Origin of the sequence: Micromonospora sp. WMMD961 (genome assembly GCF_029626145.1) — a bacterium.
Lineage (GTDB): Bacteria > Actinomycetota > Actinomycetes > Mycobacteriales > Micromonosporaceae > Micromonospora.
On record NZ_JARUBJ010000002.1, the window covers coordinates 480,337 to 504,229 of the forward strand.

At 71.2% G+C, this 23,893-nt stretch carries 25 protein-coding genes and 3 tRNA genes; 15 read left to right on the plus strand and 13 right to left on the minus strand.

Translation table 11 applies throughout. The annotated features are described in order from the left end of the window. Positions 1-7: 7 nt before the first annotated feature. Entirely contained in the window at positions 8-2,665 is a 2,658-nt protein-coding gene (gene purL / locus O7614_RS02360) for a phosphoribosylformylglycinamidine synthase subunit PurL (protein WP_278136856.1), read from the plus strand. 4 nt (positions 2,666-2,669) lie between these two features. Continuing rightward, positions 2,670-3,425, plus strand: coding sequence for a 2-phosphosulfolactate phosphatase (locus O7614_RS02365; RefSeq protein ID WP_278142120.1), 756 nt, complete (start codon positions 2,670-2,672; stop codon positions 3,423-3,425). Positions 3,426-3,663: 238 nt separating this feature from the next. Here the strand turns inward: O7614_RS02365 and O7614_RS02370 are convergent, their stop codons facing one another. After that, complete coding sequence (locus O7614_RS02370) at positions 3,664-5,679, minus strand: carboxypeptidase-like regulatory domain-containing protein (protein WP_278136857.1); 2,016 nt, start codon at positions 5,677-5,679, stop codon at positions 3,664-3,666. Between the two features lie 161 nt (positions 5,680-5,840). Between O7614_RS02370 and O7614_RS02375 the strand changes: the two genes are divergently transcribed. From O7614_RS02375 to amcA, 5 genes are all read left to right on the plus strand, one after another. Further along, positions 5,841-6,203 (plus strand): sterol carrier family protein, encoded by a 363-nt coding sequence (locus O7614_RS02375; protein WP_278136859.1) that lies wholly within the window; start codon positions 5,841-5,843, stop codon positions 6,201-6,203. A gap of 158 nt (positions 6,204-6,361) precedes the next feature. After that, positions 6,362-7,900, plus strand: a complete 1,539-nt coding sequence (gene purF, locus O7614_RS02380; protein WP_278136860.1) for an amidophosphoribosyltransferase — start codon at positions 6,362-6,364, stop codon at positions 7,898-7,900. 57 nt (positions 7,901-7,957) lie between these two features. Continuing rightward, on the plus strand, positions 7,958-9,112 hold the full coding sequence (gene purM, locus O7614_RS02385) for a phosphoribosylformylglycinamidine cyclo-ligase (protein WP_124777677.1): 1,155 nt from the start codon (positions 7,958-7,960) through the stop codon (positions 9,110-9,112). 131 nt (positions 9,113-9,243) lie between these two features. Next, positions 9,244-10,335 (plus strand): cyclophane-forming radical SAM peptide maturase AmcB, encoded by a 1,092-nt coding sequence (gene amcB, locus O7614_RS02390; RefSeq protein WP_347404392.1) that lies wholly within the window; start codon positions 9,244-9,246, stop codon positions 10,333-10,335. Continuing rightward, on the plus strand, positions 10,316-10,543 hold the full coding sequence (gene amcA, locus O7614_RS02395; RefSeq protein WP_278136862.1) for a multiple cyclophane-containing RiPP AmcA: 228 nt from the start codon (positions 10,316-10,318) through the stop codon (positions 10,541-10,543). Before amcB ends, amcA begins: the two co-directional genes overlap by 20 nt. 136 nt (positions 10,544-10,679) lie before the next feature. Here the strand turns inward: amcA and O7614_RS02400 are convergent, their stop codons facing one another. Continuing rightward, a complete protein-coding gene (locus O7614_RS02400) occupies positions 10,680-10,895 on the minus strand; it encodes a DUF3073 domain-containing protein (protein ID WP_030332207.1) in 216 nt (71 codons plus the stop codon). A 301-nt stretch (positions 10,896-11,196) separates the two neighbouring features. Continuing rightward, positions 11,197-12,279: a Glu/Leu/Phe/Val dehydrogenase gene (locus tag O7614_RS02405; RefSeq protein WP_278136863.1), complete on the minus strand. Its 1,083-nt coding sequence runs from the start codon at positions 12,277-12,279 to the stop codon at positions 11,197-11,199. A gap of 193 nt (positions 12,280-12,472) precedes the next feature. Between O7614_RS02405 and O7614_RS02410 the strand changes: the two genes are divergently transcribed. Together O7614_RS02410 and O7614_RS02415 are read left to right on the plus strand one after the other, a co-directional pair. Continuing rightward, entirely contained in the window at positions 12,473-13,312 is an 840-nt protein-coding gene (locus O7614_RS02410; RefSeq protein ID WP_278142122.1) for a hypothetical protein, read from the plus strand. Positions 13,313-13,563: 251 nt separating this feature from the next. Continuing rightward, a complete protein-coding gene (locus O7614_RS02415; RefSeq protein ID WP_007073996.1) occupies positions 13,564-13,773 on the plus strand; it encodes a BldC family transcriptional regulator in 210 nt (69 codons plus the stop codon). Between the two features lie 74 nt (positions 13,774-13,847). Here O7614_RS02415 and O7614_RS02420 read toward each other — a convergent pair whose 3' ends face one another. Continuing rightward, on the minus strand, positions 13,848-14,237 hold the full coding sequence (locus tag O7614_RS02420; protein WP_278136865.1) for a PPOX class F420-dependent oxidoreductase: 390 nt from the start codon (positions 14,235-14,237) through the stop codon (positions 13,848-13,850). A gap of 54 nt (positions 14,238-14,291) precedes the next feature. Between O7614_RS02420 and O7614_RS02425 the strand changes: the two genes are divergently transcribed. Then, a complete protein-coding gene (locus O7614_RS02425; protein ID WP_278136866.1) occupies positions 14,292-15,071 on the plus strand; it encodes a class I SAM-dependent methyltransferase in 780 nt (259 codons plus the stop codon). A gap of 44 nt (positions 15,072-15,115) precedes the next feature. Here the strand turns inward: O7614_RS02425 and O7614_RS02430 are convergent, their stop codons facing one another. Beyond that, positions 15,116-15,403 (minus strand): hypothetical protein, encoded by a 288-nt coding sequence (locus O7614_RS02430; RefSeq protein WP_278136867.1) that lies wholly within the window; start codon positions 15,401-15,403, stop codon positions 15,116-15,118. A gap of 176 nt (positions 15,404-15,579) precedes the next feature. Here O7614_RS02430 and O7614_RS02435 point away from each other — a divergent pair, with 176 nt between their 5' ends. Together O7614_RS02435 and O7614_RS02440 are read left to right on the plus strand one after the other, a co-directional pair. Beyond that, complete coding sequence (locus tag O7614_RS02435; RefSeq protein ID WP_278136868.1) at positions 15,580-16,437, plus strand: 3-hydroxyacyl-CoA dehydrogenase family protein; 858 nt, start codon at positions 15,580-15,582, stop codon at positions 16,435-16,437. Next, positions 16,434-17,177 (plus strand): enoyl-CoA hydratase/isomerase family protein, encoded by a 744-nt coding sequence (locus O7614_RS02440; protein ID WP_278136869.1) that lies wholly within the window; start codon positions 16,434-16,436, stop codon positions 17,175-17,177. Before O7614_RS02435 ends, O7614_RS02440 begins: the two co-directional genes overlap by 4 nt. Before the next feature lie 64 nt (positions 17,178-17,241). On the opposite strand, the gene O7614_RS02445 is transcribed toward O7614_RS02440, so the two are convergent. Continuing rightward, on the minus strand, positions 17,242-18,585 hold the full coding sequence (locus O7614_RS02445) for an ABC transporter substrate-binding protein (RefSeq protein ID WP_278136870.1): 1,344 nt from the start codon (positions 18,583-18,585) through the stop codon (positions 17,242-17,244). 156 nt (positions 18,586-18,741) lie between these two features. Between O7614_RS02445 and O7614_RS02450 the strand changes: the two genes are divergently transcribed. Beyond that, the gene (locus tag O7614_RS02450; protein WP_278136871.1) at positions 18,742-19,131 is read left to right on the plus strand and encodes a hypothetical protein; all 390 of its coding nucleotides are present in this window, start codon (positions 18,742-18,744) and stop codon (positions 19,129-19,131) included. A 54-nt stretch (positions 19,132-19,185) separates the two neighbouring features. Here the strand turns inward: O7614_RS02450 and O7614_RS02455 are convergent, their stop codons facing one another. Beyond that, positions 19,186-19,626 (minus strand): hypothetical protein, encoded by a 441-nt coding sequence (locus O7614_RS02455; RefSeq protein ID WP_278136872.1) that lies wholly within the window; start codon positions 19,624-19,626, stop codon positions 19,186-19,188. 130 nt (positions 19,627-19,756) lie between these two features. Here O7614_RS02455 and O7614_RS02460 point away from each other — a divergent pair, with 130 nt between their 5' ends. Continuing rightward, positions 19,757-20,464, plus strand: a complete 708-nt coding sequence (locus tag O7614_RS02460; protein ID WP_278136873.1) for a DUF2786 domain-containing protein — start codon at positions 19,757-19,759, stop codon at positions 20,462-20,464. A gap of 20 nt (positions 20,465-20,484) precedes the next feature. Here the strand turns inward: O7614_RS02460 and O7614_RS02465 are convergent, their stop codons facing one another. Then, positions 20,485-21,009 (minus strand): SRPBCC family protein, encoded by a 525-nt coding sequence (locus O7614_RS02465; RefSeq protein WP_278136874.1) that lies wholly within the window; start codon positions 21,007-21,009, stop codon positions 20,485-20,487. Positions 21,010-21,165: 156 nt separating this feature from the next. Between O7614_RS02465 and O7614_RS02470 the strand changes: the two genes are divergently transcribed. Next, positions 21,166-22,086, plus strand: a complete 921-nt coding sequence (locus O7614_RS02470) for a hypothetical protein (RefSeq protein ID WP_278136875.1) — start codon at positions 21,166-21,168, stop codon at positions 22,084-22,086. A 145-nt stretch (positions 22,087-22,231) separates the two neighbouring features. Here O7614_RS02470 and O7614_RS02475 read toward each other — a convergent pair whose 3' ends face one another. The 5 genes from O7614_RS02475 to O7614_RS02495 all read right to left on the minus strand — a co-directional run bounded on the left by O7614_RS02475 (position 22,232) and on the right by O7614_RS02495 (position 23,864). After that, complete coding sequence (locus tag O7614_RS02475; RefSeq protein WP_278136876.1) at positions 22,232-22,435, minus strand: hypothetical protein; 204 nt, start codon at positions 22,433-22,435, stop codon at positions 22,232-22,234. A 141-nt stretch (positions 22,436-22,576) separates the two neighbouring features. Continuing rightward, positions 22,577-22,650: transfer RNA gene (locus O7614_RS02480), tRNA-Phe, on the minus strand. Positions 22,651-22,749: 99 nt separating this feature from the next. Continuing rightward, positions 22,750-22,823, minus strand: a tRNA-Asp gene (locus O7614_RS02485). Between the two features lie 31 nt (positions 22,824-22,854). Then, positions 22,855-22,927: transfer RNA gene (locus O7614_RS02490), tRNA-Glu, on the minus strand. A 154-nt stretch (positions 22,928-23,081) separates the two neighbouring features. After that, positions 23,082-23,864, minus strand: a complete 783-nt coding sequence (locus tag O7614_RS02495) for a polysaccharide deacetylase family protein (protein WP_278136877.1) — start codon at positions 23,862-23,864, stop codon at positions 23,082-23,084. Positions 23,865-23,893 lie beyond the last annotated feature (29 nt).

Genomic DNA, 23,893 nt, shown 5'->3' on the forward strand with positions numbered 1-23,893 from the left:
AGAGGTCATGACCACCCATCCGGACCCGGTACGGGACACCCCGGAGGCGTACTCCGCCCCGGCGCAGCCGGCCGAGCCGAGCGCGGCGCAGCCCGTCGCCCCGACGGCCGCTCCCGCCCAGCCGGCCGCCGCCGTCTGGGCCGAGGGCGTGGACACCGTGCCGCGCGCCGGTGGCACCCCGGGCGAGCTCCAGCCGTACACCGAGCTGGGGCTGCGCGACGACGAGTACGACCGGATCCGGCAGATCCTCGGCCGCCGGCCCACGCAGTCCGAGCTGGCCATGTATTCGATCATGTGGAGCGAGCACTGCTCCTACAAGTCGAGCAAGGTGCACCTGCGCCAGTTCGGTGAGAAGGCCCCGCCCAGCGACCGGATGCTCGCCGGCATCGGCGAGAACGCCGGTGTCGTGCAGATCTCCGACGAGCTGGCGGTGACCTTCAAGGTCGAGTCGCACAACCACCCGAGCTTCGTCGAGCCGTACCAGGGCGCGGCGACCGGCGTCGGTGGCATCGTCCGGGACATCCTCGCCATGGGTGCCCGCCCGGTCGCGGTGATGGACCCGCTGCGCTTCGGTGCTGCGGACCACCCGGACACCGCCCGGGTGCTCACCGGCGTGGTAGCCGGCGTCGGCGGCTACGGCAACTGCCTGGGCCTGCCCAACATCGGTGGCGAGCTGGTCTTCGATCCCTCCTACCAGGGCAACCCGCTGCTCAACGCGCTCTGCCTGGGCGTGCTGCCGGTCAGCCGGCTGCAGAACAAGGCCGCCGCAGGCCCGGGCAACGTTGTCGTGCTGATGGGCGCCAAGACCGGCCGTGACGGCATCGGCGGCGTCTCGGTGCTGGCCAGCGCCACCTTCGACGAGGGCAGCGAGGCCCGCCGGCCCGCCGTGCAGGTCGGCGACCCGTTCACCGAGAAGCTACTGATCGAGGCGTGCCTCGAGCTGTACGACGGCCAACTCGTCGTCGGCATCCAGGACCTCGGCGGCGCCGGTCTGACCTGCGCGCTCACCGAGACCGCCGCCGCGGCCAGCACCGGCATGCGGGTCTGGCTGGAGCGGGTTCCGCTGCGCGAACCCTCGATGGACCCGCACGAGATCCTGGCCAGCGAGTCGCAGGAGCGGATGCTGCTGGTCGTCGAGCCGGACAAGCTCGACGCGGTGCTCAAGACCTGCGAGAAGTGGGGCGTCCTCGCCACCGCGATCGGTGAGGTCACCGCACCCGAGCCGGACGGCAACCCCGGTCGACTGCTGATCACCTGGCAGGACCACCTGGTCGTCGACGTGCCGCCGGGCTCGCTGGTGGACGACGGCCCGGTCTACGCCCGGCCGATGCGTGAGCCGGCCGACCTGATCCTGCTCCAGGCCGACCGGGCCGAGACCCTGCCCCGGCCGTCCGACCCGGAGGCGCTGCGGGAGACCGTGCTGCGCATGATCGCGTCGCCGAACCTGGCCGACAAGAGCTGGGTCACCGAGCAGTACGACCGCTACGTGCTGGGCAACACCGTGCTCGCCCAGCCGGAGGACGGCGGCGTGATCCGGATCGACGAGCGCACCGGTCTCGGCGTGGCGCTGTCGGTGGACGGCAACGGCCGGTACGCCCGACTGGACCCGTACAACGGCACCAAGCTGGCGCTGGCCGAGGCGTACCGGAACGTGGCGGTGACCGGCGCGAAGCCGATCGCCGTGACCGACTGCCTCAACTTCGGCTCCCCCGAGGACCCGGGTGTGATGTGGCAGTTCGCCGAGGCTGTCCGTGGCCTGGCGGACGGCTGCCTGGAGCTGGGCATCCCGGTGACCGGCGGCAACGTCAGCTTCTACAACCAGACCGGCGCGGCGGCCATCCACCCGACCCCGGTGGTCGGTGTGTTGGGCGTGCTGGACAACGTCGCCGACCGGGTGCCGATGGGCTTCGTGCCGCGCCCTGGTGGCGACCACGACCAGCTGTACCTGCTCGGCGAGACGAACGTGGAGCTGTCCGGCTCCGAGTGGGCCTGGGTGACGCACGAGCACCTCGGCGGCATTCCGCCGCAGGTCGACCTCGCCCGGGAGAAGGCGCTGGCCGACCTGCTGGCCGAGGCCGCCCGGGTGGGTCACCTGGCGTCGGCGCACGACCTCTCCGACGGCGGTCTCGCCCAGAGCCTCGTCGAGTCCTGCCTGCGGCGCGGCGTCGGTGCCCGGGTCGCGGTGCCGGAGCAGTTCACCGAGGGCTCGATGCCGTTCGTGTACCTGTTCAGTGAGTCCGCCACTCGGGCGCTGGTCTCGGTGCCGCGCGGCCACGACAAGGCGTTCGCGGCGCTCTGCGCCGAGCGGGGCGTGCCGTTCGAGCTGATCGGTGTCACCGACCCGTCCGGCGGCGCGCTGGAGGTGCACGGCCAGTTCCGGATCGGCCTGGACGAGCTGCGTGCCGCGCACACCGAGACGTTGCCGCGCCTCTTCGGGGGCTCGGCCGCCGTCGAGGTGCCCGCGCCGGCCGCCGGTGTGGCGGGTGCGGTCGAGGCCGTACCGCTGCCGATCTCCTCGGACACGGCGCCCGCACCGGTGGACCCCGCCGAGGTGGTCTCCGAGCCCGTCGCTTCTTCGGGGCCCTCCCCGGAGACCGGCGCTGTCGAACCGATCGGGTCGGAGTCGCCCGATGGGCCCACCGAATCGTCGCCTGACGAGCGCTGAGGCGTTGACGGCCGCCGTCTACGGCCAACCCGGTTCGGGCGCCCGGTTCGACTGGGGCCTGACCGGAGCGGCCGAACTCGGTCGCGTCTGCGCGGCGCTGGTGGTGGTGGACGTCCTGTCGTTCACCACCTCCGTGGAGGTGGCGGTCGCCCGGGGCATGCGGGTGCACCCGTTCCCGTGGGGTGAGCAGGCCGCCGAGTACGCGCTACGCGTCGGCGCGGTCGCCGCGGTGGGGCGGCGGCAGGTGACCGCGGACCATCCGTGGTCGCTCTCGCCGGCCGCGCTGGGTGCCGCGCCGGTGGTGGCGGACCTGGTCCTGCCCTCACCGAACGGCTCCGCCATCAGCGCCGCCGCCAGCGCCACCGGCCTACCGGTCGTCGCGGCGTGCCTGCGCAACGCACGCGCCGTCGGGCGTTGGCTGCGCCGCCAGGGGTACGGCACTGTGGACGCCCCGATCGGTGTGATCGCTGCCGGGGAGCACTGGCCGGACGGGTCGCTGCGCCCGTCGGTGGAGGACCAGCTCGGTGCCGCCTCGGTGCTGGACGCCCTCTCCGGAGTGCCGGGCGGGCTGTCCGTGGAGGCGGCCATGGCGCTCGCCGCGCTGGCGAGCACTCCGGACGTGCCCGCCGCCGTGCGGGGTAGCGTCTCCGGCCGCGAGTTGACCGAGGGCGGCTTCGCCGACGACGTGGATGTCGCCGTCCGGATCGGCGTGTCGGACGTCGTGCCGGTGCTCCGCCAAGGCGTCTTCTCCGCCGCCTGAGCGAGGCGCGCAGCCCGTCGCCCGCCCACACCGGCAACGCCTGCCGCCTGCCCTGCTCGCCGCCGGTCGCCTGCCCTGCTCGACGCCGGTCGCCTGCCGGCGGCGGTGATCGACTCGCGTTCCAGGACATCGGGGTGTCCAGGTCCGGGCGATACCCCGACTTCCGGAAAGGCGAGTGGATCAGACGAAACGGCCACCCGGATCTCCAGGTGGCCGTTTCGGTGTGCGCTGTGGTCGGTCAGTCGTCCAGCCAGTCGAGGCGTCGACCGCCCCGCTCGGTCGGCGGCGGGGTGTCCGGCCGGGATCGCCCGGCCGGTTGGCCGTAGCCGCCCTGGTCGTAGCCCCGGTCGTCGTAGCCGCCGCGCTGCGGTGGGGGCTCCTGGCCGTAGCCGCCACCCTGCTCGTATCCACCGGCCGGTTGGCCGTAGCCGCCCTGGTCGTAGCCCCGGTCGTCGTAGCCGCCGCGCTGCGGTGGGGGCTCCTGGCCGTAGCCGCCACCCTGCTCGTACCCACCGGTCGGTTGGCCGTAGCCGCCCTGGTCGTAGCCACCGGCGGCCGGCCCGCCGTATCCTGCGGTCGGCTCGGTAGCCCGTCCGCCGTACGGGGGGGCCGAGTCCGGCTGGCCGTAGCCCTGCCCCTGCTCGGGCTGGTAGACACCGGTCGCGTACGGGTCGGCCGGTGCCGGGTACTGGGTGCTGTCTCCGGTGTAACGGCCGGTCGGCTCGTCGTACCGCTCTCCGTAGGCTCCTGCGCCAGCGGGAGCCGGCGGGTAGCCGGCCGCTCCGGCCTGGGCGGTGTAGTCACGGCTGCCGTATCCGCCGCCGGAGGCGGGGTCGTTGCCGTAACCACCACCGGAGGTCGGCGCGCTGCCGTAGCCGGCGCCGGAACCGGGCGCGGCGCCGTAGCCGTCACCGGCCGCGCCAGCGGCGTAACCGCCCGCGGCCGCGCCAGCGCCGTAGCCGCCACCCGAAGCGGGGGCGTTGCCGTAACCGCCGGCGCCGTAGCCGCCGGGCGCGGGCTCGTCGCCGTAACCGGTGCCGCCCCAGCCCTGCTGGCTCGCGCCGTACGCCGGGGCCGGCGCGCCGTACGGGTCTGGCGGCACGTCGTCGACGACCGGGCGGTGCATCATCGTCGGTGCCTCGCTCAGCGACGCACCGCCGACCATGGTCGGGTCCGCGCCGCCGGGTCGGCCACCGACCACCCGGGTCTGGTCGTCGGGGCCGCGGAAACCACCCCGCGCGGGCGGGATCGGACCGCCGCCAGCCGGGACCGCGTCGTCGTCGTCACCGCCGTTCTCCTTGCGCTTCATCCAGAGCAGCACGATGGTGCCGACGCCGGCGGCCACCAGGAGACCGCCGAGCAGGATGATCAGGTACGAACCCGCACCGCCGCCGCTGTCCTCGTTGTTCGAGGCGTTCGCCGGGGCACCGGGGCTGGCGTCCTCGCTGGCCTCGTCCTCGGTGCCCTCCTCGAGCGCCTCCTCGGTGGGAGTCGCCTCGGTGCTGGCCGACGGGGTCGGGCTGGGCGTCACCTCGGTCTTGATCGCGAGGCTGATCCGCTGCCCGGTGAGGGCCTGCCCGGCTGCGGCGTTGATGGTCTTCCTGGCCACCACGTTGTCGAAGCTGGCGCCGAGGTCGAGTCGACCCGGCGCGATCGGGTTGCTCGTGGTGCCCGTGAAACGGAAGTTGCCGCTGCCGTCGCTGGTGGTGTCGAAGCGCTTGCCGGTGCTGTCCAGCAGCATGACCACCGCGTTGGGCACGGCCTTGCTGTCGGCCTGCACGACCACCTTGCCGGAGACCGACTGCACGGTCTGCTTCTGCGGCGGAGGCGCGGCCTTGCCCTTGACGGTCAGCGCCAGGGAAGCGGTGCTCGGGCCGGATTCGGCTTCGACGGCCACTGTGACAGTGGCGTTCGCGTCGCCGGCACTGTCGTTGGCCGCGATCCTGACCAGCACCGACTTTGTCGGGTTGCCCAGGCCGCCGGAGAAGTCGAAATCGCCGCAACCGCCAGCGCAGGTGACACCGGACGGCAGGCCGGAAAGACTGATCTTTCCTTTATTGTCCTTGTCCTCGTTACCGCCCGTGACGCGGACGGTGACTGTAGCGTCGCTGCCGGCGTTGACGGTGACCGAGGTCGGGGATACCTCGACGCTTGCGGCGAGGGCTGGTGTGGCGGGGACGGCGAGCAGAGCGCCGGCAACCAGCGCTACGACCACACCGGCCCGCTGCTTCCAGGCACGTCGGTGTGTTGACACGTCCACCGCCTTCCGGGCTGACTTCCCTCCGACCGGCGGGGCGCCGGGCCGGGGATCATCACGGTTCGAATACGCCGTCGGCAACTATGCCTTGTCCGACTGGATCGGCGCGACCCAGGGCCAGCGTCAGGTAGTTGGCCTGCGGGTCGTATCGTCCCGTCGTGTCCTCTCCGCACAGTAAGTCCGCTGCCGTAACGGCCGCATTATCCGCGCTCGACGAGGGGCGTACGCCCGAACGGACAGTGTTCCGAGAGGCGGTCCGGTCGTTGTTGGCCGTCCTCGCGGAGCGCGCCCCCGGCCGATCGGTGGAGGTGCGCGTCCCACCATACGGGGCGATCCAGTGCGTACCTGGACCTCGACACACCAGGGGAAACCCGCCGAACGTGGTCGAGATGGCTCCCGACACGTGGCTGAGGTTGGCGACCGGGAGGGTCGATTGGGCGGAGGCGGTCGCGGAGGGTCGCGTCCAGATGGGCGGTGTTCGAGCGGACCTCTCGACGTATCTGCCCCTCGAATTGTCCTGACGTCCCACTGAGGGTGACGCTCAGCGCGGAATTCGTGACTTTCTGTGTTGACGGCGATTCGCGTACACTGTCAGGCGATGACAGTGGTCCCGGCACAGGAGTGTGGATCCGTCCGTGATCCCGCCCGGCCGGTCCAGACCAGCATGAGGGAGCGGTAGGTGCCCCGAGGCGACGGCCGGCTGAGCCACGACCTTGACCCCCAACGACCTGGCCCCCAGGACGCCTGTGGCGTCTTCGGTGTCTGGGCCCCCGGCGAAGAGGTCGCCAATCTGACCTACTTCGGCCTCTACGCCCTGCAGCACCGCGGCCAGGAGGCGGCGGGCATCGCGGTGAGCGATGGTTCGGGTGTGGTGGTCTACAAGGACCTCGGCCTGGTGGCCCAGGTCTTCGACGAGCCCACCCTGGCGAGCCTGCGCGGCCACCTGGCGATCGGGCACGCCCGTTACTCCACCACCGGCGCGTCGAACTGGGAGAACGCCCAGCCGACGATCCGGTCGACCACCGCGGGCACGACCATCGCGTTGGCCCACAACGGCAACCTGGTCAACACGGCCGAGCTGGAGAAGGAGGTCGCCGAGCGCGGCCTCGTCGCGGACGGCTCGACCAACGACACCTCCCTGGTGACGATGCTGCTGGCCGGTCGACCGGACCTGTCGGTCGAGGCGGCGGCGCTCGAGGTGTTGCCGCAGCTGCGCGGCGCGTTCAGCTTCGTCTTCATGGACGAGTCGACCCTCTACGCGGCCCGCGACGCCCACGGTGTCCGCCCGCTGGTGCTCGGCCGCCTGGAGCGCGGCTGGGTGGTGGCCAGCGAGACCGCCGCACTGGACATCGTCGGTGCCAGCGTGGTGCGCGAGGTCGAGCCGGGTGAGCTGATCGCGATCGACGAGAACGGCCTACGCTCCACCCGGTTCGCGGCGCCGGAGCCCAAGGGCTGTCTCTTCGAGTACGTCTACATCGCCCGCCCGGACGCCACGATCGCCGGGCGCAACGTGCACGCGGCACGGGTGCAGATCGGTCGGCAGTTGGCCAAGGAGCACCCGGTCGAGGCCGACCTGGTGATCCCGGTGCCCGAGTCGGGCACTCCGGCCGCGATCGGGTACGCGGAGGCGTCCGGCATCACCTACGGCGCCGGCCTGATGAAGAACCCGTACGTGGGTCGCACCTTCATCCAGCCGTCGCAGACCCTGCGTCAGCTGGGCATCCGGCTCAAGCTCAACCCGCTGCGAGAGAACGTCCGGGGCAAGCGTCTGGTGGTCGTGGACGACTCGATCGTTCGCGGCAACACCCAGCGCGCCATCGTGCGGATGCTGCGTGAGGCGGGGGCGCTGGAGGTGCACGTCCGCATCTCCTCCCCGCCGGTCAGCTGGCCGTGCTTCTACGGCATCGACTTCGCCACCCGGGCGGAACTGCTGGCCAACGGGTTGGACAACGACGGCATCCGGCGCTCCATCGGCGCCGACACGCTGGGTTACGTTTCGCTTCCCGGCCTGATCGCCGCGACCGAGCAGCCGAAGACCAGGTTGTGTCGGGCGTGTTTCGATGGGGAGTACCCGATCGAGTTGCCGGCCGGCAACCTGATCGGCAAGCACGTGCTCGAAGGTGTGGGCCGGCGCGTCGCCAACTCGGCGCTGGAAGGCTCGCACGCCAACGGCTCGTCCGTCGCCACTCCGGGTGGCGTTACCGCAAACCGCCCGTAGCACCAACCGGCGCGGCCCGGCTACCGCCGGCGGCACCGAGAACCAAAGGGGAGAACCGTGACGCACGTGTCCGAGCGCAGCGGCGCAGGAAGCAGCCCGACCGGCGCCGGCGGCGACCGCCAGCCGTGGACGGGCGGTGCTGGCCGCCAGGCGCGCAAACGCTCGGTCTCGTACGCCGATGCCGGGGTCTCCATCGACGCGGGTGACCGCGCGGTGGAGTTGCTCAAGTCGAAGGTGCGCCAGACCCGCCGACCGGAGGTGCTGGGTGACCTCGGTGGCTTCGCCGGCCTGTTCCGGCTGGACACGAAGAAGTACAAGAGCCCGATCCTGGCGTCCTCCACCGACGGGGTGGGCACCAAGCTGGTGATCGCTCAGCAGATGGACATCCACGACACGGTCGGCATCGACCTGGTGGCGATGGTCGTGGACGACCTGGTGGCCTGCGGTGCCGAGCCGCTGTTCCTGCTCGACTACATCGCCACCGGCGAGGTCGTGCCGGACAAGGTCGCCGAGATCGGGGCGGGCATCGCCGACGGCTGCCGCTACGCGGGCTGCGCGTTGCTGGGCGGGGAGACCGCCGAGCACCCGGGCGTGCTCCGTCCGGACGAGTACGACATCTCCGCGACCGGTGTCGGCGTGGTCGAGGAGGCCGACATCCTCAGCCCGGAGCGGGTCGAGGTGGGCGACGTCGTGATCGCCATGCGTTCGTCCGGCCTGCACTCCAACGGCTACTCGCTGGTCCGGCACGTGCTCCTCGGCGCGGCCCGGATGCGTCTGGACATCGTGATCGACGACTTCGGTCGGCAGCGGACCCTGGGCGAGGAACTCCTCACCCCCACCAAGATCTACGCCAAGGACTGCCTCAAGCTGATCGCCGAGGCCGAGGTGCGGGCGCTGTCCCACATCACCGGTGGCGGCATCCCCGGCAACCTGGTCCGGGTGCTGCCCGAGCACGTCGACGCGGTGGTCAACCGGTCCACCTGGAAGCCGCAGCCGATCTTCGACCTGATCCAGACCAAGGGTCGGATCGACGACCAGGACATGGAGTCGACCTTCAACATGGGCGTCGGCATGTTCGCGATCGTGTCGGCCGAGGATGCCGACCGGGCGCTGGCGACGCTCACCGGCCGTGGGGTCGAGGCGTGGCAGGCCGGCGAGATCATCGAGGGCACCGGCAACGTGCAGATGGTCGGTCAGCACACCCGGGGATGATCACCCTCTGGTGATCGTACGGGCACCTGATCAGGGCTTCACCCGAGTGGCCAACGCCGCCTAGCCTGAAGGGCACCCTTCAGAGCCGGCGGAGGAGGGCGATGGCTGCTCGGGGACAGTCGTTCAACGGGATGCGCGGTCTTGCCGCCGTCCCGTCGTACGTCGTCATGCAGCCCACGACCCTCTGCAACCTCGACTGCGCGTACTGCTATCTGCCGTTTCGGGCCACCGACCAGCGCATGCCGGTGGCGGTGGCCGAGGCGGTGGCGGCGGCGGTAAACCCCTGGGCGGCGGCCGGTCGGTTCTCCGTGGTGTGGCACGGCGGTGAACCGCTGGCCGCCGGCCCGGAGCACCTGGCCAACCTGATCGCGCCGTTCGGGCCCGAGGTCGAGCATCACGTGCAGACCAACGCCACCCTGATCGACGACGAGTGGTGCGACTTCTTCGCCCGGCACGAGGTGCGGGTGAGTGTGAGCGTCGACGGGCCCCGGGCGCGCAACGGTGACCGGGTCAACCGGGGAGGCCAGCCGGCGTACGACCGGATCGTGCGTGGCATCGCGGCGCTGCGTCGGCGCGGTCTGCCGTTCTCCGCCCTGGCCGTGGTGTCCCGGCCGGAGCGGGGGCTGGCAACCGAGTTGTACGACTACTTCCTCGACCTGGGTTGCGACGTGTTGGGCATCAACATCGAGGAGACCGAGGGCGTCAACACCCGGGACAACCGCCACGACTCGTCGGCGGTGACCGCGTTCTGGGCGGAACTGGTCGCGGCCTGGCGCCGTGCGCCCCGGATCCACCTCCGCGAGGTCGAGTGGTCGTTGCGCTACGCCGCGGCGGTGCTCGACGGATCGGCTGACGGTGTGCTGCCCCGCCACCTGGACCCGATCCCGACGATCGGCCACGACGGCTCGGTGACAGTGCTGTCCCCGGAGTTGGCTGGGTTCACCCACCCCCGCTACGGCGACTTCAGCAGCGGCAACGTCCTGAGAACCCCACTGGCGGAGATCCTCGGCGTGGCGGCGGCGACGCCCTGGGTCGGGGAGTTCCTCAGCGGCGTGGAGGCGTGTCGAGTGTCCTGCCCCTACTTCGGCTTCTGCGGCGGTGGCCATGCCGCCAACCGTTACTTCGAGCTGGGGCGTTTTGACGGTACGGAGACCGAGCACTGCCGCAACAGCAAGATCCGCCTATTGGAGGGAGTGTTGGAGCATGCCCGAGAGCACCAGTGAACGGCGGCCCGAGCGCGCAGCGGATGACGGAGTCAACGAGCGCGTGCGGGAGGCTGCTCCGGCCCTCGTCGCGCTGTTGCGGGAGGCCGAGGCCGCGCGACGCCTGCGTTCGGAGGTGTCGGGCGGGGACGGCGCCAGCGCGGTCTGCGCCTGGAACCACTTCGAGAACATCCCGACGTTCTACAACTGGAACAACCGCCCGCGCTGAGGGGGCCGTGAACAGGGGCCTGTCGAGCGGCCGGAGTGATTCCGGTCGGGCCAGGCCCCTGTTCGTCGGCGACTGCACCTGCACGGGACGTGCGTGAGCACGCGGGGATCACCGCGTGCTCAGCTGCGTCGAGAGGTCAGCGGGTCGGACGGACCCAGGGATCCGGATCGTCGTCCGCGTGATCCTCATCATCGTCGTCGACGAACTCTTTAGAGTCGTCGTCGAAGTGGTGCTCAGACTTACCAGCACCCGCCAGTTCGCGCTGCAAGGCGGTGAGGTCGGTGTTCGGGGAGTGGTACTTCAACTCCCGCGCCACCTTAGTCTGCTTGGCCTTAGCACGGCCGCGCCCCATGGCTCGACCCCCTCGCACAGAATGCGGGGCAGCCCGAAGGCGGGCCCCGATGACGTCAGGCATCTCTCGTGGCTCTTACGGTACATGGGGATGCCGCCGTTCGGCACCTCGGGTTACCGTCAGCCGGCTCTGCGCGTCGCGTCGATCCGGCCGTCACCCAGTGTACCGGGTAAGGAGCGGAACGGTTAGCGCCCGTGACACCGGACAAACCGCACCAAAATTCGATCCGGCCTCAGCTTACCCAGCCGTGCCCGTACGGGAGGCCCGGAGGCGGATCCCGTCGACCCGCCTCCGGTAACGCTCAGCGCAGGTGGATCCCGCGCAGTCGGCCGATCTCCGCCATCCGCCGCTCGGCCAGCCGGTCCGCGGCCACCGCTGGCGGCACACCCTCGGCGTCCGCCAGACGGAGGATCTCGCGGGTGGTGTCGTAGATCCGCGTCGCCCGGAGCTTGGCCCGGTCGAAGTTGAAGCCCTCGATCTCGTCGGCCACCTGGATCACGCCACCGGCGTTGACCACGTAGTCCGGCGTGTAGAGGATGCCCCGGTCGGCCAGCAGCTTCTCGATGCCCGGGTGGGCAAGCTGGTTGTTCGCCGCCCCGGCCACCACCTTGGCGCGCAGCGCCGGCACGGTGTCGTCGTTCAGGGCGCCGCCCAGCGCGCACGGCGCGTACACGTCGATGTCCGCCGCGACCAGGGCGCTGGCGTCGTCCACCAGGGTGACCTGCGGGTGGTTGGTGCGCACCCACTCCAGCGCCTTCGGGTTGACGTCGGTGGCGACCACCTCGGCGCCGTCCTCCAGCAGGTGCCCGGTGAGGTACTTGCCGACCTTGCCCAGGCCGGCCACGCCGACCCGGCGGCCCTGCAGGCTCGGGGTGCCCCAGACGTGTTCGGCGGCGGCCCGCATGCCCTGGAAGACACCCCAGGCGGTGAGGATCGACGAGTCGCCGGCGCCGCCGTGCTCCACGCTGCGACCGGTCACGTAGCGGGTCTCCCGGGCCACGACGTCCATGTCCGCCACGTACGTGCCGACGTCGCAGGCGGTGTAGTAGCGACCGCCCAGCGACTCCACGAAGCGCCCGTACGCGCGCAGCAGCGCCTCGCTCTTGATCTGCTCCGGGTCGCCCCAGATGACGGCCTTGCCGCCGCCCAGGTCCAGGCCGGCGAGCGCGTTCTTGTACGCCATCCCACGGGACAGGTCCAGCACGTCGGCGAGGGCGGCCTCCTCGCTGGCGTACGGGTAGAAGCGGGTGCCGCCGAGCGCCGGCCCCAGCGCGGTGGAGTAGATCCCGATGATCGCCTTCAGGCCGCTCTGCTTGTCCTGGCAGAACACGACCTGTTCGTGACCGGTCGATACCGGATCGTCGGTGCTCGCGAATACGCCCATGGTTGGCTCCTGGAGTGGTGTGCGCCCTTGTGGGACGCGGACCTGGTGAACCCCGGCGGGGATGCTGCCGGTGTGGTCGAGCCTAGTATCGGCCGCCGTGAAGGTGCTCGACGCGCCGCCGCCGTCCCACGTTGCGGCGCGCGTGGTCCGGCCGCTGAGCCCGTACGGCTGCGGTTCGTGGGAGGATCGCGCGGTGCCGTCGCTCTTCGCTTCTTACCTGCGCGTGTACGAACCGCTGACCGCCTTCGACCGGGACCGGCAGAGCTACTGGCGCCGTTACGTCTCGGAGGGGCGGGCGGTCGCCCCGGTCGAGGGGCCCGGCCGGCAGCGGACGGCGGTGATCGAGGCGCTGGGCGCTGGCTGGACCCGGCTGCCCGACCTGCCGGAGGAGGCGTACGTCCTGGAGACGGACGACAGCCTGCTGGTCTGCCCGTGGAACCTGCGGATCCGGGTCGCCGAGGCGGCGCTCAGCGCTCGGGACGGCGTGCCCTCGGTGCTCGCCGACGCCTTCGTGCCGCCGGTGCTCGCCGGGCAGGCCAGGGCGGTCGTCGACGACTGGCGCAGCGGCGCTCGGGTGTTGGAACACGGCGTACCCCGGGTGCACGAGCAGATCGCCACCTGGGGGGTGCCACTGCGGTGGTTCGTGCTCTTCGAGCCGGCTGAGCGGGACCTGGTCACCCAGCCGGGGCGACGGGCGTTGCGCTACCGCACCGAGATCTCCAAGGCCCGCCGCCGGTCTTCGCGGGCGCTGTCGGTGTTGCGCAAGTCGGTGGGCGACGCGCCGATCACCGAGGCGGTGGAGGAGGCGGCTCGCTGGTTGGAGGAGTTCCATCCCCGCTCGGTGGTCGAGTTGGACTACGGCGGTCTGGTGGACCTGCTGTCCGACGAGACCCTCGAGGCCGACGACTCTCCGGAACTTGTCGCGGGCGGCCTCGCGGGGCTGTCGCGGGGTGAGGCCGACGAGGCGTCGGCCGCGTACGACAAGTTGGTGGCCCGGTGGCGCGCGGTGCAGTTGCTCGAGCGGTGCAACTAGGGGCAAATCGGCCTAGGAGCGCTCCCAAGGTGAGGTGTGCTCGTAGTTGACGCATCACGAACCGTGATCATGAGTCCGAATAAGGTAGTTTCTGCCGTGTAAAAGTCGTAAAAATCGGGCATGGTTCATCCGTCCGTCTAGGGACCTTCATCCGTTCGGCCCATGTCGGACATCGGGGACTAGCCGGACCATGGGAGACGCGTCGGCCGGCGGGACCCCGGCCGATGTCTATACATGTGGAGGAGTGACCGATGGCATCGCGAACGCACGAACCAGAGCCGCTACTTACACCGGCCGAGGTGGCGTCGATGTTCCGTGTCGACCCGAAGACGGTGACCCGGTGGGCCAAGGCCGGCAAGCTCAGTGCCATCCGCACCCTGGGTGGTCACCGTCGCTACCGCGAGTCGGAGGTCAGGGCGCTGCTGCAGGGTCAGATCCCGCAGCAGCGGCAGGGCGACTGAGTCGGCAACAGGTTCTTTCCGGTCAGGGGCGGTGGATCTCGATCCGCCGCCCCTTTCCACGCCTCAGCACCGACTCAGCGCTGCGTCTCGGCCAGGGTCACCCGGATGCCGACCGTGCCACCCTCGCCCCGGCGCAGCCGGCTGCCCAGCAGGCTGAGTCGACCGAGCAGGCGGTACTTGTGCTTGAGCAGGTCACGGACCCGGCCGGTGTCACCACTGCCGTAGATCGTCGCGTGGGCCGGCACCTCCGCCCCGTGCGGTCGGCCCCGCACGTCGCACGGAGCCACCGTCACCTCGCCGTTACGCCGGATCCGCTTGACCTTGCCCGAGTCGGCCCGGGTCCAGACTGCCAACGCCTCGCCGTCGCGTACCGCCCAGACCGGCGTCGGCACCGCCCGACCGTCCTTGCGGAAGGTCGTGAGCAGGATGTACTTCTCGGCCGACAGCCGGTCCAACGTGGTCACGCCGCCAGGATACGGCCGCCACGGGTCGCTGAGTGGCCGGATAGCGTGAACGTCGTGACGGGGGAGCCTCTAATCGGTGACGTGGTCGGCGAACTGCTGCGGGACGCGCTCGCGGTGGCCAGCGGGGTCGGGCCGCGACCCCTGGTGGGTGGGCGACTGCCCCGGCCGGTCATCGAGATCATCGAACGGGACGACGGGCTGATCAACGGTGCGCCCGCCGCGCACTACCTCGACGGACCACAGGACTGGCAGCCGTACGACCACCGCGCGGTGGACCGGGTCCGCGGCGAGACGCTGGACGTCGGCACCGGCGCCGGCCGGATCGCCCTGCTGCTCCAGGAGCGCGGCGTACCGGTCACCGGCCTGGACACCTCCGCCGGCGCGCTCGCGGTGAGCCGGCGTCGCGGTGTCCGGCGACTGGTACACGGCACGGTCGACACGCATGTGGCCGATGGTCAGCGGTACGACACGTTCCTGCTGCTCGGCAACAACCTCGGGCTGTTCGAGGGCCGGAAGCGTGCTCCCGAGTTCCTGACCGCGCTCGCCGCGCTGGCCCGACCGGGGGCGCAGATCATCGCGCACGGCACCGACCCGTACGGCACACGCGACCCGGTGCACACCGGTTACCACGAACGCAACCGTCGCCGGGGTCGGCTCGGCGGTCAGCTCCGGCTCCGGTTGCGCTACCGGGAGCTGAGCACCGAGTGGTTCGACTACCTGGTCTGCTCGGCGGACGAGTTCGCCTCGCTGGTGCACGGCACCGGCTGGCGGTTGACCGATGTGGACGACCGCGACAAGCCCTACTACCTGGCCACCCTGCGCCTGGCCGACTGAGCGACGGCCCCCGCGCATCACCAGCGCGGAGGCCGTCGTACAGCTCAGACCTGGACGGTCGGGGGAAGCTGCTCGGGCGGCAGACCGCCGTCGCCGTCGACCACCTCGTCCGGCTGGCCGTCCTCGTCGATGTCGACCATGGTGATGTCCACCTTGCCGTCGCCGTCGGTGTCGAACTGGAACAGGTCGGCCTTGCCGTCGCCGTCGGTGTCCACCACCCACACGTCGGTCCTGCCGTCGTTGTTGGTGTCGGCGCGCAGCAGCTCGACCCGCTCGTCGCCCCGGGTCTCCACGATCTCCCCGTCAGTGACGCTCTCCGGTGCCTGGCTCATCTCGGTGGTCCTTCCCTCGGTTGACGCAGCCGTCATTACCCGATCCCGCGCTCCCCCACGCATGGCCCGGGTCGTCGAGCTGTCTAGGGTCGCACCATGAGCGAGCGGAGCGGGCGGAACACCCCGGTCGGCGTGGCGGGGACCCCGCGCGTCGGCGGGCGGGACAGGGAGGCGTGATGAGCGATCGTTTCGTGGTCGTCGGTGCCGGCACGATGGGGCTCGGCATCGCGTACGTGGCGGCCGGGGCCGGGCACGCCGTGGAACTGGTCGAGGTGGACCCTGAGCGGGGAGCTACCGCGTTGAACCGGCTGGCCGACCTGTGGGAGCGCGCGGTGCAGCGCGGGAAGCTGAGTGCCGACGAGGCCGCCGCGAACCGGCAACGGGTCACGCTGCGCCCGACGCTCGCCGACGTCGCTCCCGCCCCCGAGGTGATCGTCGAGGCGGTGCCCGAGCGGCTCGACCTGAAGCGGGCGGTGCTGCGCGACGCCGCCGCGCTGCACCCGGCTCTGCTGGGCAGCAACACCTCCAGCATCGCCATCGGCGAGCTGGCCGCCGGACTGGACGCGCCCGAGCGCTTCCTCGGCCTGCACTTCTTCAACCCGGTCTGGGCGATGGCGCTCCTGGAGATCGTGGTCGGCCCGGCCACCGCCGAGGAGACCACCGCGGCGGCCGTCGCGCTCGCCGGCCGGTTGGGCAAGGACCCCGTCGTCGTACGCGACATGCCCGGCTTCGCCACGTCGCGACTCGGGGTCACCCTCGGGCTGGAGGCGATCCGGATGGTGGCCGACGGGGTGGCCAGCCCGGCCGACATCGACAAGGCCATGGTGTTGGGCTACCGGCACCCGATCGGCCCACTGGAACTCACCGACCTGGTCGGTCTGGACGTGCGGCTGGACATCGCCCGCACCCTCCAGGCCGCGTACGGGGACCGCTTCGCACCGCCACCCCTGCTCGTGGAGATGGTGGCCGAGGGGCGGTTCGGGAAGAAGTCGGGGCAGGGCTTCTACCGGTGGGAAGGCGGTGTCAGACAATGAGCGGCCTGCGGATCGAGGAGCGGCCGGACCGGCTGGTGGTGACGTTGGATCGGCCGGAGAAGCGCAACGCCATCGACGCCGACCTGATCGCCGAGTTGCACCACGTCTGCGCCGAGTTGGAGGCGTACCCCCGGCTCCTGCTGCTGACCGGCGGCGCCGAGGGCGTCTTCGCCGGGGGCGCCGACATCGGCCAACTCCGCGAGCGGGGCCGCACGGACGCTCTCGCCGCGATCAACTCCGCCGCGTTCGCCCGGATCCGGGCGCTACCGATGCCGACCGTGGCCGCCGTCGACGGCCCGGCCCTGGGCGGTGGCGCGGAGCTGGCGTACGCCTGCGATCTGCGGGTGTGCACGGCTCGGGCGGTCTTCGGCCAGCCGGAGGTGCGGTTGGGCATCCTGGCCGGCGCTGGCGCGACCCACCGGCTGCCCGCGCTGGTCGGTGAGGGCCGAGCCAAGGAGCTGCTCTTCACCGGACGACGGGTGGACGCCGCCGAGGCGTTGCGGATCGGCCTGGTGAACCGGGTGGTGGACGAGCCCGGTGAGCTGTTGACAGTGGCGCACGCCCTGTTGGACGAGATCGCCCTGGGCTCGCCGCTGGCGCTGCGGCTGACCAAGCTGGCGGTGGACGCGCCCGCCGCCGCGCACCCGCATCTCGACCTGGTCAGCCAGGCGGTGCTCTTCGAGGACGAGGAGAAGCACCGGCGGATGACCGAGTTCCTGGAGCGCCGCCGGCCGCGATGATCGCCCGACACGAAACGGCCGCACCGGCTGAGCGCCGGTGCGGCCGTTTCGTGCTTCTGCTGGGCTACTGCCGGATCTGCACCCCGGCGTCGGCCAGGCCGCGGATCACCTGGGCGGACTCACCGAAGCCGATGATCAGTACGGCGTCCGCGCCGAAGGCCTTGATCTCCTTCGCGCCGCCGCTGAAGTCGACCGGGGGCGCCTTCGCGTCGGCCGGCGGTTCGTACGTCATCAGCTTGAGCCGGTCGTTCGCGATGCCGGCCTTCTCCAGTTCGTCGCGGACGGTGGCCTGGAGGCCCTCACCGTAGGAGTCCTTCCGGGCCACGATGACGATCTTCTGTGACCCGTCGCGGAGAATCACGTCGGCCAGCGCCCGGCCCTGGAGGCTGTCCGGAGGGGCGGTGCGGAAGTAGAGGCCCTTGTCCTCCACGTCGGTCAGCCCGCTGTCGGTGTTGGACGGGGAGAAGAGGATCTTCCCGGCCCGCACCACGTCCGGCAGCACCTCTCGGGAGATGCCCGAACCACCCGCGCCGATGATCACGCTGACGCCGTCCGCCACGTGCTTGGCCACCGTCGCCTTGGCCACCGTCGGGCTGGTGCCGTCGTCACCCTCGACCCAGGTCACCGGCTTGCCCAGCGCGCCGCCGGCGGCGTTGACCTCCTTGATCGCCAGCGCGGCGCCGGCGGCCATCGGGGGGTACGCGATCGCCAGGTCACCGGTCTTCGGCAGCAGGCCGCCCAACTTCAGGGGCTCCTGGTCGGGGTCGCCCCCCGGGCGCTGCTTCTTCGGCTTCGGCGGCGTCTTGGTGCTCGCCGCCGACTCGATGCCCGCGCCGACGAACTCGGTCTTGCCGTCGTTGATCTGCTGCCCGTCGAAGGTCAGCGTGGCGTAGCTCGCGGTGGCCGGCTCACCCTTGTCGGTGAAGCCCGCCCGGGTCAACGACACGCTGCGGTACTCGATGTCCTGCCCGTTGCGGGCCAGCGCGAGACAACTCGCCGGATCCTCGCAGCGCTGCCCGTCGTTGGTCACCGCGACGATCTGCTTCGCGATGGCCGCCGGGTCGGTACTACCGGCCAGCTGCGCGGCGAGCACGGCGATCACCACCGCGTCGTACGACTCGGCTGCGTACAGATAGTCCGTCAGCGCCGGATCGACGGCCTTCAGTCGGCTCTTGAAGTCCTCCGGCAGCGGGGTGAGTGGCGTGGTGCCCTTCATCCCGTCCACGAGGCTCGCACGTTCCTTCAACTCCGCAGGATAGGAGTTGAGCATGTTGCCGTCCGTGCCGTAGAGGCGCACCTGTTGGGCGCTGGCCTCCTTGGCCTTGTCATCCCCGCAAGCGCTTGTGGCGAGCAGGATCGTCGCGCAGGCAGCCAGTGTGGCCACCCGCGAGCGGCGTGAAACGAGCATGGTCGTCCTTCCTCCGGCGAAGGTCCGCTGCGCACATTAGCGTGCCGAGGCCGACGGTGGGACCGTGGAGGTGGCGTAAAGCGCAGGTAGCTCGCATTGAACACGGACAGTGACGATCGGTGGGGGTGCTTGACCTCCCGTCCTACTGTGCGCTGGGTGACGGACCTACCACAGCAAACGTTCGACGACGCAGCCGCCGTGCTCCGCTCGGCGCTGGCCGGGGATGGAGACGCGGTGGTGGGCGCGTTCGACGCGGTCGTCGACCGGGCCGGCCTGAGTGGCGCGTACGGGGTCGCCTGGTGTCTCGCCGCGACGATGCTGGGTGACACCCCGGCGGCCAGCGGGGCGGCGCTGGACTTCCCGGGGATCGACCAGGCGGAGTACGACACCCGCTGGGTGGCGCGTTTCGTCAGCGCGTACGCCAATCGGGACGAGCCGACCGGAGAGGCGCTGTTCGGGGCTGCGGCAGCCGATGGTCTGCTGCCCGACTGCCTGCTCACCCTCGCCGGCTCGACGATCGCCACCCTGCGCAGCCGCGCCGGGTGAGAGGCCGGGTCGCGGCGTCCGTCGGGGGGCGGACGCCGCGACCGGGCGCACCGGTCAGAACGCGTGGTACGCGATGAGCGGCTCGTACTCGTACCGCAGGTTCTCGAAGCGGACCCGGAAGTTGACCCCGTCCCGGACGTTGGTCGCCACCGTGATCCAGCCCGAGTTGGCCGGCAGGTAGGTCCAGTAGTTGCAGGCGCTGGTCTTGTCGACGAAGATCACGCACGCCTCGGTGGCATACACGCTCGCGTTGCGGACGTTGATGTCGCGACAGCGGGTGGTGGTGCGGTACTGGCCGGCTGAGCCGCCGTAGCGGCCACTTTCGAAGTACGACCGGACTGCCCCGCCATAGCAGGTGGCGAGCGGGGCGAAGGCGTTCGTGCCAGGGGCGGCCGGTGTGATCGGCGTGGGTGCGGCGGCCTGTGCGGGTGCGCCGGCGAAGAGCAGCGCGGCGGTCGTGGCGACGGCGAACAGGCGAGCGGTCGGGGATGGCATGCGTGCAGGCCTCCGAAACAGTCAACTGACAGTCCGGATTGGACTGATCATCGGACGGTGACGATGATACGTATCGATCGATGCTGTCGTGGCCCCGTTGATGTCCGCCCCGTGTGGTAGCTCTGTAGGCATGTCCGAGGCCATGCTCAGCAAGGTGCGCAAGCTGCTGGCCCAGGCCGAGGATCCGGCCTGCACGCCCGCCGAAGCCGCCGCGTTCACCGCCAAGGCGACCGAGCTGATCGCCCGCTACGGCGTGGACCGGGCGCTGCTGGCCGTCCGCGACCCGACCACCGATCCCGTCGGCGACCGGGTTCTGGACATCGTCGCCCCGTACGCCCGCGACAAGGTCGGCCTGCTCGCCGCCGTCGCCGAGCCGCTGCGCTGCCGTTGCGTGCGCCGTCGGCAGGGCAACGGCTTCGCGCTGCACCTCTTCGGCTTCGCCAGTGACCTGGAGCGGGTCGACCTGCTCTTCACCTCGCTGCTCGTGCAGGCGGCGCACGGCCTGGCCGCCACCCCGGTGCCGGAGGACGACCATCCCGCCGCCTTTCGTCGCTCCTGGCTGGCCGGCTTCGCGGAGGTGATCGGAGGCCGCCTCTGGGCGGCGGAGACGGCGGCGGCCAGCGAGTCGGGCACGCCGTCGGTGGCGCTGGTGCTCGCCGACCGGTCCGACCGGGTGCAACGACGGCTCAGCGAGGAGTACCCACGGCTGCGCACCGCACCGCCACGCCGATTGGGCGGCACCGGGTTCGGCTCGGGTGCGGAGGCCGGCCAACGCGCGAACCTGGGCGGCCGGGACCTCTCCGGCCGCTCCGCTGCTGATCGGCGGCTCGGCCGGTGAGCCGGTCAGGCGTCAGCCGGTCAGGCGGAGGTGCCGGGCTGGCGTGACACCGTGTCGACGTAGCGGGTGAGCAGCTCGTGCCAGCCGGCGGTGAGTGCCTTGCGGTATCCCTCGGCCGCCTCGCCATGCCGGTCGAAGTGCCGGTGCTCCAGCTCGACCCGGGTGCGTTCCGGCCCTTCCGGCAGGAACAGCACCTCGACCTCGCTGGCCCGGGCCGGATCCGGCACCGGCGCCCGGTCGGGGCCGATCTGCCAGACGAAGACCAGCCGCCGCGGCGGATCCCAGGTGAGCACCCGCCCCCAGTCGGCGCGGAAGCCGTACGGGCCGATCTCGTAGAGCATGCCGCCGGCCCGGGGCTCCATGCCCAGCTCGTCGAGTGCGTCCGGGCCGGACCAGGTGTATTCGACGACCCACCAGTCAGTCAGCTTTGCGGTGAAGACCGCGAACGCATGCTCGGCCGAGCCGGGGACGAGAAGACTGCACCGCAGGGAAAAACGGTCGGCGTCCTGCCGGATGTCGGCCGGATCAGTCATTTCCTGTCCCATAGGCCCGGACCATACCGGCTGATGCCCGGGTGTGCAGCTTCGCGCGGTGCCCAGTTACAGACAGAGGGTCGCCGGGCCGTCACGCACGGGATGCCCGACCGGAAACCGGGTAACCGCGCGAACGACCGGAACTCTGTGCAGGCGGGGCGGGAGATCATGAGCGAGAACGCGCAGCAACGAGGGCCGGACCGGGACGTCGACAGGGCAGAACCGGACGTCCTGCTCGACATCCCGAAGGTGTCCGTCGACTCGATCCGGCTGGTGGTCGACGGCCTCGACGCCGACCTGTCGCTGCGGGCCCGGGTGGCCAACCTCCTCCAGGTCGACGCCGGCGTACGGGTGCACCTGAGCGGCGGCGAACTGGACGTGAACGGGGTGCACGCCGAGGCGCAGCTACGGGTGCGGCTGGAGCAGCTGACCAGCATCCTGGGGCGGGCGCTCGACACCCTCGACAGCAACCCACAGATCATCGAATCGCTCGCTCGGACGGCCACCGCCGTCGACGACGTGAACCGCAGCGCGCAGCAGTTGGCCGCCGGGGCAGCGGAGGTCCGGGCGTCGGCGAGGCGCTCTGACGGCGTACTCGAGGGAATGGGTCAGCAGGTCGGTGCGGTCGCCGACCGTGACCGACCCGGTCCTCCTGATCGGCCGGGTCCGGGTCGGCCTGGACCAGGTCCGGTCGGCTCGGAACCGAGGGCCGGGGGTCCAGGGCCCCGAGCTGGCGGCCCTGGACCAGCCGATCAGTCGCGACCGGCGGGTCAGCATCCGGAGGCTCGTGAGCCGGAAGGTCAGCATCCGGCGGGCCCGAGGCCCGAAGCCCGTGAGTCGGCGGGCCGGGGGCCGGAAGGAAGGACTGGACGATCCGGTGACCGGCCCGATCAGGCGGCTGCGCCCGGTCCGAGCCCGTCCGGAGACGGTGACGGCGGTCTGTCGGCCACGGCGCAGGCTGCCGCCCAGAACGCCGCGCAGCTCGCCGAGCAGGCGGGGGAGACGCTGCGACAGGCCGGACGCAGCGTGTGGGAGGCGATCCAGGGCAGCGTGGTGCAGCACCGCCCGCAGGGTCGCCACGACCGCTGACGCCGTGCCGCCGCGTGGCCGCGCCATGATCGACTCGGTTTCCTTGATACCGCGGTGTCGCGAGCACTGGGACACCCCGACATCAGGGAAGTCGAGTTGATCACAAGCCGTTCCGTGGTGCTGCTGGCCGGTGGGAGGGGCCAGGTCAGAAGTCAGGTCCGCGCCAGTGGGCTCCCAGCACCGCTGCCTCTATGCGGAGCAGCAGGCCCGCGATCACCAGCAGAGCGCCGGACACGAGGAACTCGCCGCTGGAATTGACGCCGCTGAGGCCCATGACGAAGAGGGCGCCGCCGACAACAGCGCCGAGTGTTCCGATGGTCTCCACGATCCCGCCAGGTCTTCTGTCCACGGGCCGGAGCGTAGGTGCGGACGATGAACGCGGGGCGGCCAGGACCGGTCGTGCAGGGTATCGGTGAAAGCACCGGAAACAGCAAGATCCCCACCTGCGAATCCGCTGGTGGGGACCTCTGTAGCCCGGCGAAAGGCTATGTGGCCAGGGGCGGGGTCGAACCGCCGACCTTCCGATTTTCAGTCGGACGCTCGTACCAACTGAGCTACCTGGCCGTGTCGCTCGGCTCATGCTACCCGGCTACCGGATGAACCGGTGGCAGGGCGACCTGCTCCGATACGCAGAACGCCGCGCGAGGCGCGGCGTCAGCGCTGCGGTCCTGACGGGACTTGAACCCGCGACCTCCGCCTTGACAGGGCGGCGAGCACTCCAACTGCTCCACAGGACCTAGCTTGTGTTGCTCCGGCTTACGCCGGTCGTGCCCCCAACGGGATTCGAACCCGTGCTACCGCCTTGAAAGGGCGGCGTCCTGGGCCGCTAGACGATGAGGGCGGCCCCGCCATCATTGCACACTCGCAACTTCAAGCGGACTTGCTCCCATCCGGCCCCGCCGGAGGCTCCGAAAGCATACGTGATGCCTGGTCGGTCGACAAAATCGGAATCGGCAAGGGCTGGAAATGGGGGATAACCGCAGGTCAAGGGCGGTCTAGCGGAGTTTGGCGATGCCGAAGCGCTTCTTCAGGTCGGCGATCAGGTGAGGGCAGGCGGCGAGCGTCGCGGCCCGGTTGCCACCCCCGTCGTGCAGCAGCACGATGGCACCGGGGCGGGCGGCGGTGTGGACCCGTTTGCCGATCGTGGCGGCGGTCGGCTTGTCCCAGTCCTGCGGGTCGACCGACCAGTGCAGCGGGAGCATGCCGAGCCCTTTCGCCACGTCCAGCACCTCCGGCGTCCACCGGCCGCCCGGCTGCCGGTAGAACGGCACCTTCGCGCCGGGAGCCGCCGTCTGGATGGCCTTGTTGGTGCGGGCCAGGTCGGCCTGGATCTCGTCGACGGGCCGCCGGGCCAGGTCGAGGTCGTGCCGCCAGCTGTGGTTGCAGAGCTGGTGCCCCTCGCGCACGATCCGCCGGACCAGCTCCGGGTGGCGCTGCACCTCGCGACCGACCACGCAGAAGGTCGCGGTCACCTTGGCGGCCTTCAGCTGGTCGAGCACCTTCGGCGTCCAGGTCGGGCTGGGCCCGTCGTCGAAGGTGAGGACCACCGGGCGTTCGCCGGTGTTGCGACGCAGGCCGGCCGGGAGCTTCGCCGGCAACGGACGCAGCGGAGGCTTGGCCGGCTTGGTGACGCTGGGGTGCGGTGTCGGGGTGGGCGGCCTGGTCGCTTCCACCGGCCGTGAAGCGCCGGCGGGTGCGATGGTGCGCTCCGGCTGGGCACAGCCGGACAGGGCCAGCGCCGCGGCGAGGACGGACGCCAGGACGGCGCGGGCTTGCATCTGCTCGCTCCCGGAGGGGTCGGGGTAGG

Excerpts from the sequence above, each read along its gene's own strand:
- purL (WP_278136856.1), top strand. The coding sequence starts at position 8 with ATGACCACCCATCCGGACCCGGTACGGGACACCCCGGAGGCGTACTCC.
- amcB (WP_347404392.1), top strand. The coding sequence starts at position 9,244 with ATGCGCGGTCTTGCCGCCGTCCCGTCGTACGTCGTCATGCAGCCCACG.
- amcA (WP_278136862.1), top strand. The coding sequence starts at position 10,316 with ATGCCCGAGAGCACCAGTGAACGGCGGCCCGAGCGCGCAGCGGATGAC.
- O7614_RS02400 (WP_030332207.1), bottom strand. The coding sequence starts at position 10,895 with ATGGGGCGCGGCCGTGCTAAGGCCAAGCAGACTAAGGTGGCGCGGGAG.
- O7614_RS02405 (WP_278136863.1), bottom strand. The coding sequence starts at position 12,279 with ATGGGCGTATTCGCGAGCACCGACGATCCGGTATCGACCGGTCACGAA.
- O7614_RS02415 (WP_007073996.1), top strand. The coding sequence starts at position 13,564 with ATGGCATCGCGAACGCACGAACCAGAGCCGCTACTTACACCGGCCGAG.
- O7614_RS02430 (WP_278136867.1), bottom strand. The coding sequence starts at position 15,403 with ATGAGCCAGGCACCGGAGAGCGTCACTGACGGGGAGATCGTGGAGACC.
- O7614_RS02435 (WP_278136868.1), top strand. The coding sequence starts at position 15,580 with ATGAGCGATCGTTTCGTGGTCGTCGGTGCCGGCACGATGGGGCTCGGC.
- O7614_RS02440 (WP_278136869.1), top strand. The coding sequence starts at position 16,434 with ATGAGCGGCCTGCGGATCGAGGAGCGGCCGGACCGGCTGGTGGTGACG.
- O7614_RS02445 (WP_278136870.1), bottom strand. The coding sequence starts at position 18,585 with ATGCTCGTTTCACGCCGCTCGCGGGTGGCCACACTGGCTGCCTGCGCG.
- O7614_RS02455 (WP_278136872.1), bottom strand. The coding sequence starts at position 19,626 with ATGCCATCCCCGACCGCTCGCCTGTTCGCCGTCGCCACGACCGCCGCG.
- O7614_RS02460 (WP_278136873.1), top strand. The coding sequence starts at position 19,757 with ATGTCCGAGGCCATGCTCAGCAAGGTGCGCAAGCTGCTGGCCCAGGCC.
- O7614_RS02465 (WP_278136874.1), bottom strand. The coding sequence starts at position 21,009 with ATGGGACAGGAAATGACTGATCCGGCCGACATCCGGCAGGACGCCGAC.
- O7614_RS02470 (WP_278136875.1), top strand. The coding sequence starts at position 21,166 with ATGAGCGAGAACGCGCAGCAACGAGGGCCGGACCGGGACGTCGACAGG.
- O7614_RS02495 (WP_278136877.1), bottom strand. The coding sequence starts at position 23,864 with ATGCAAGCCCGCGCCGTCCTGGCGTCCGTCCTCGCCGCGGCGCTGGCC.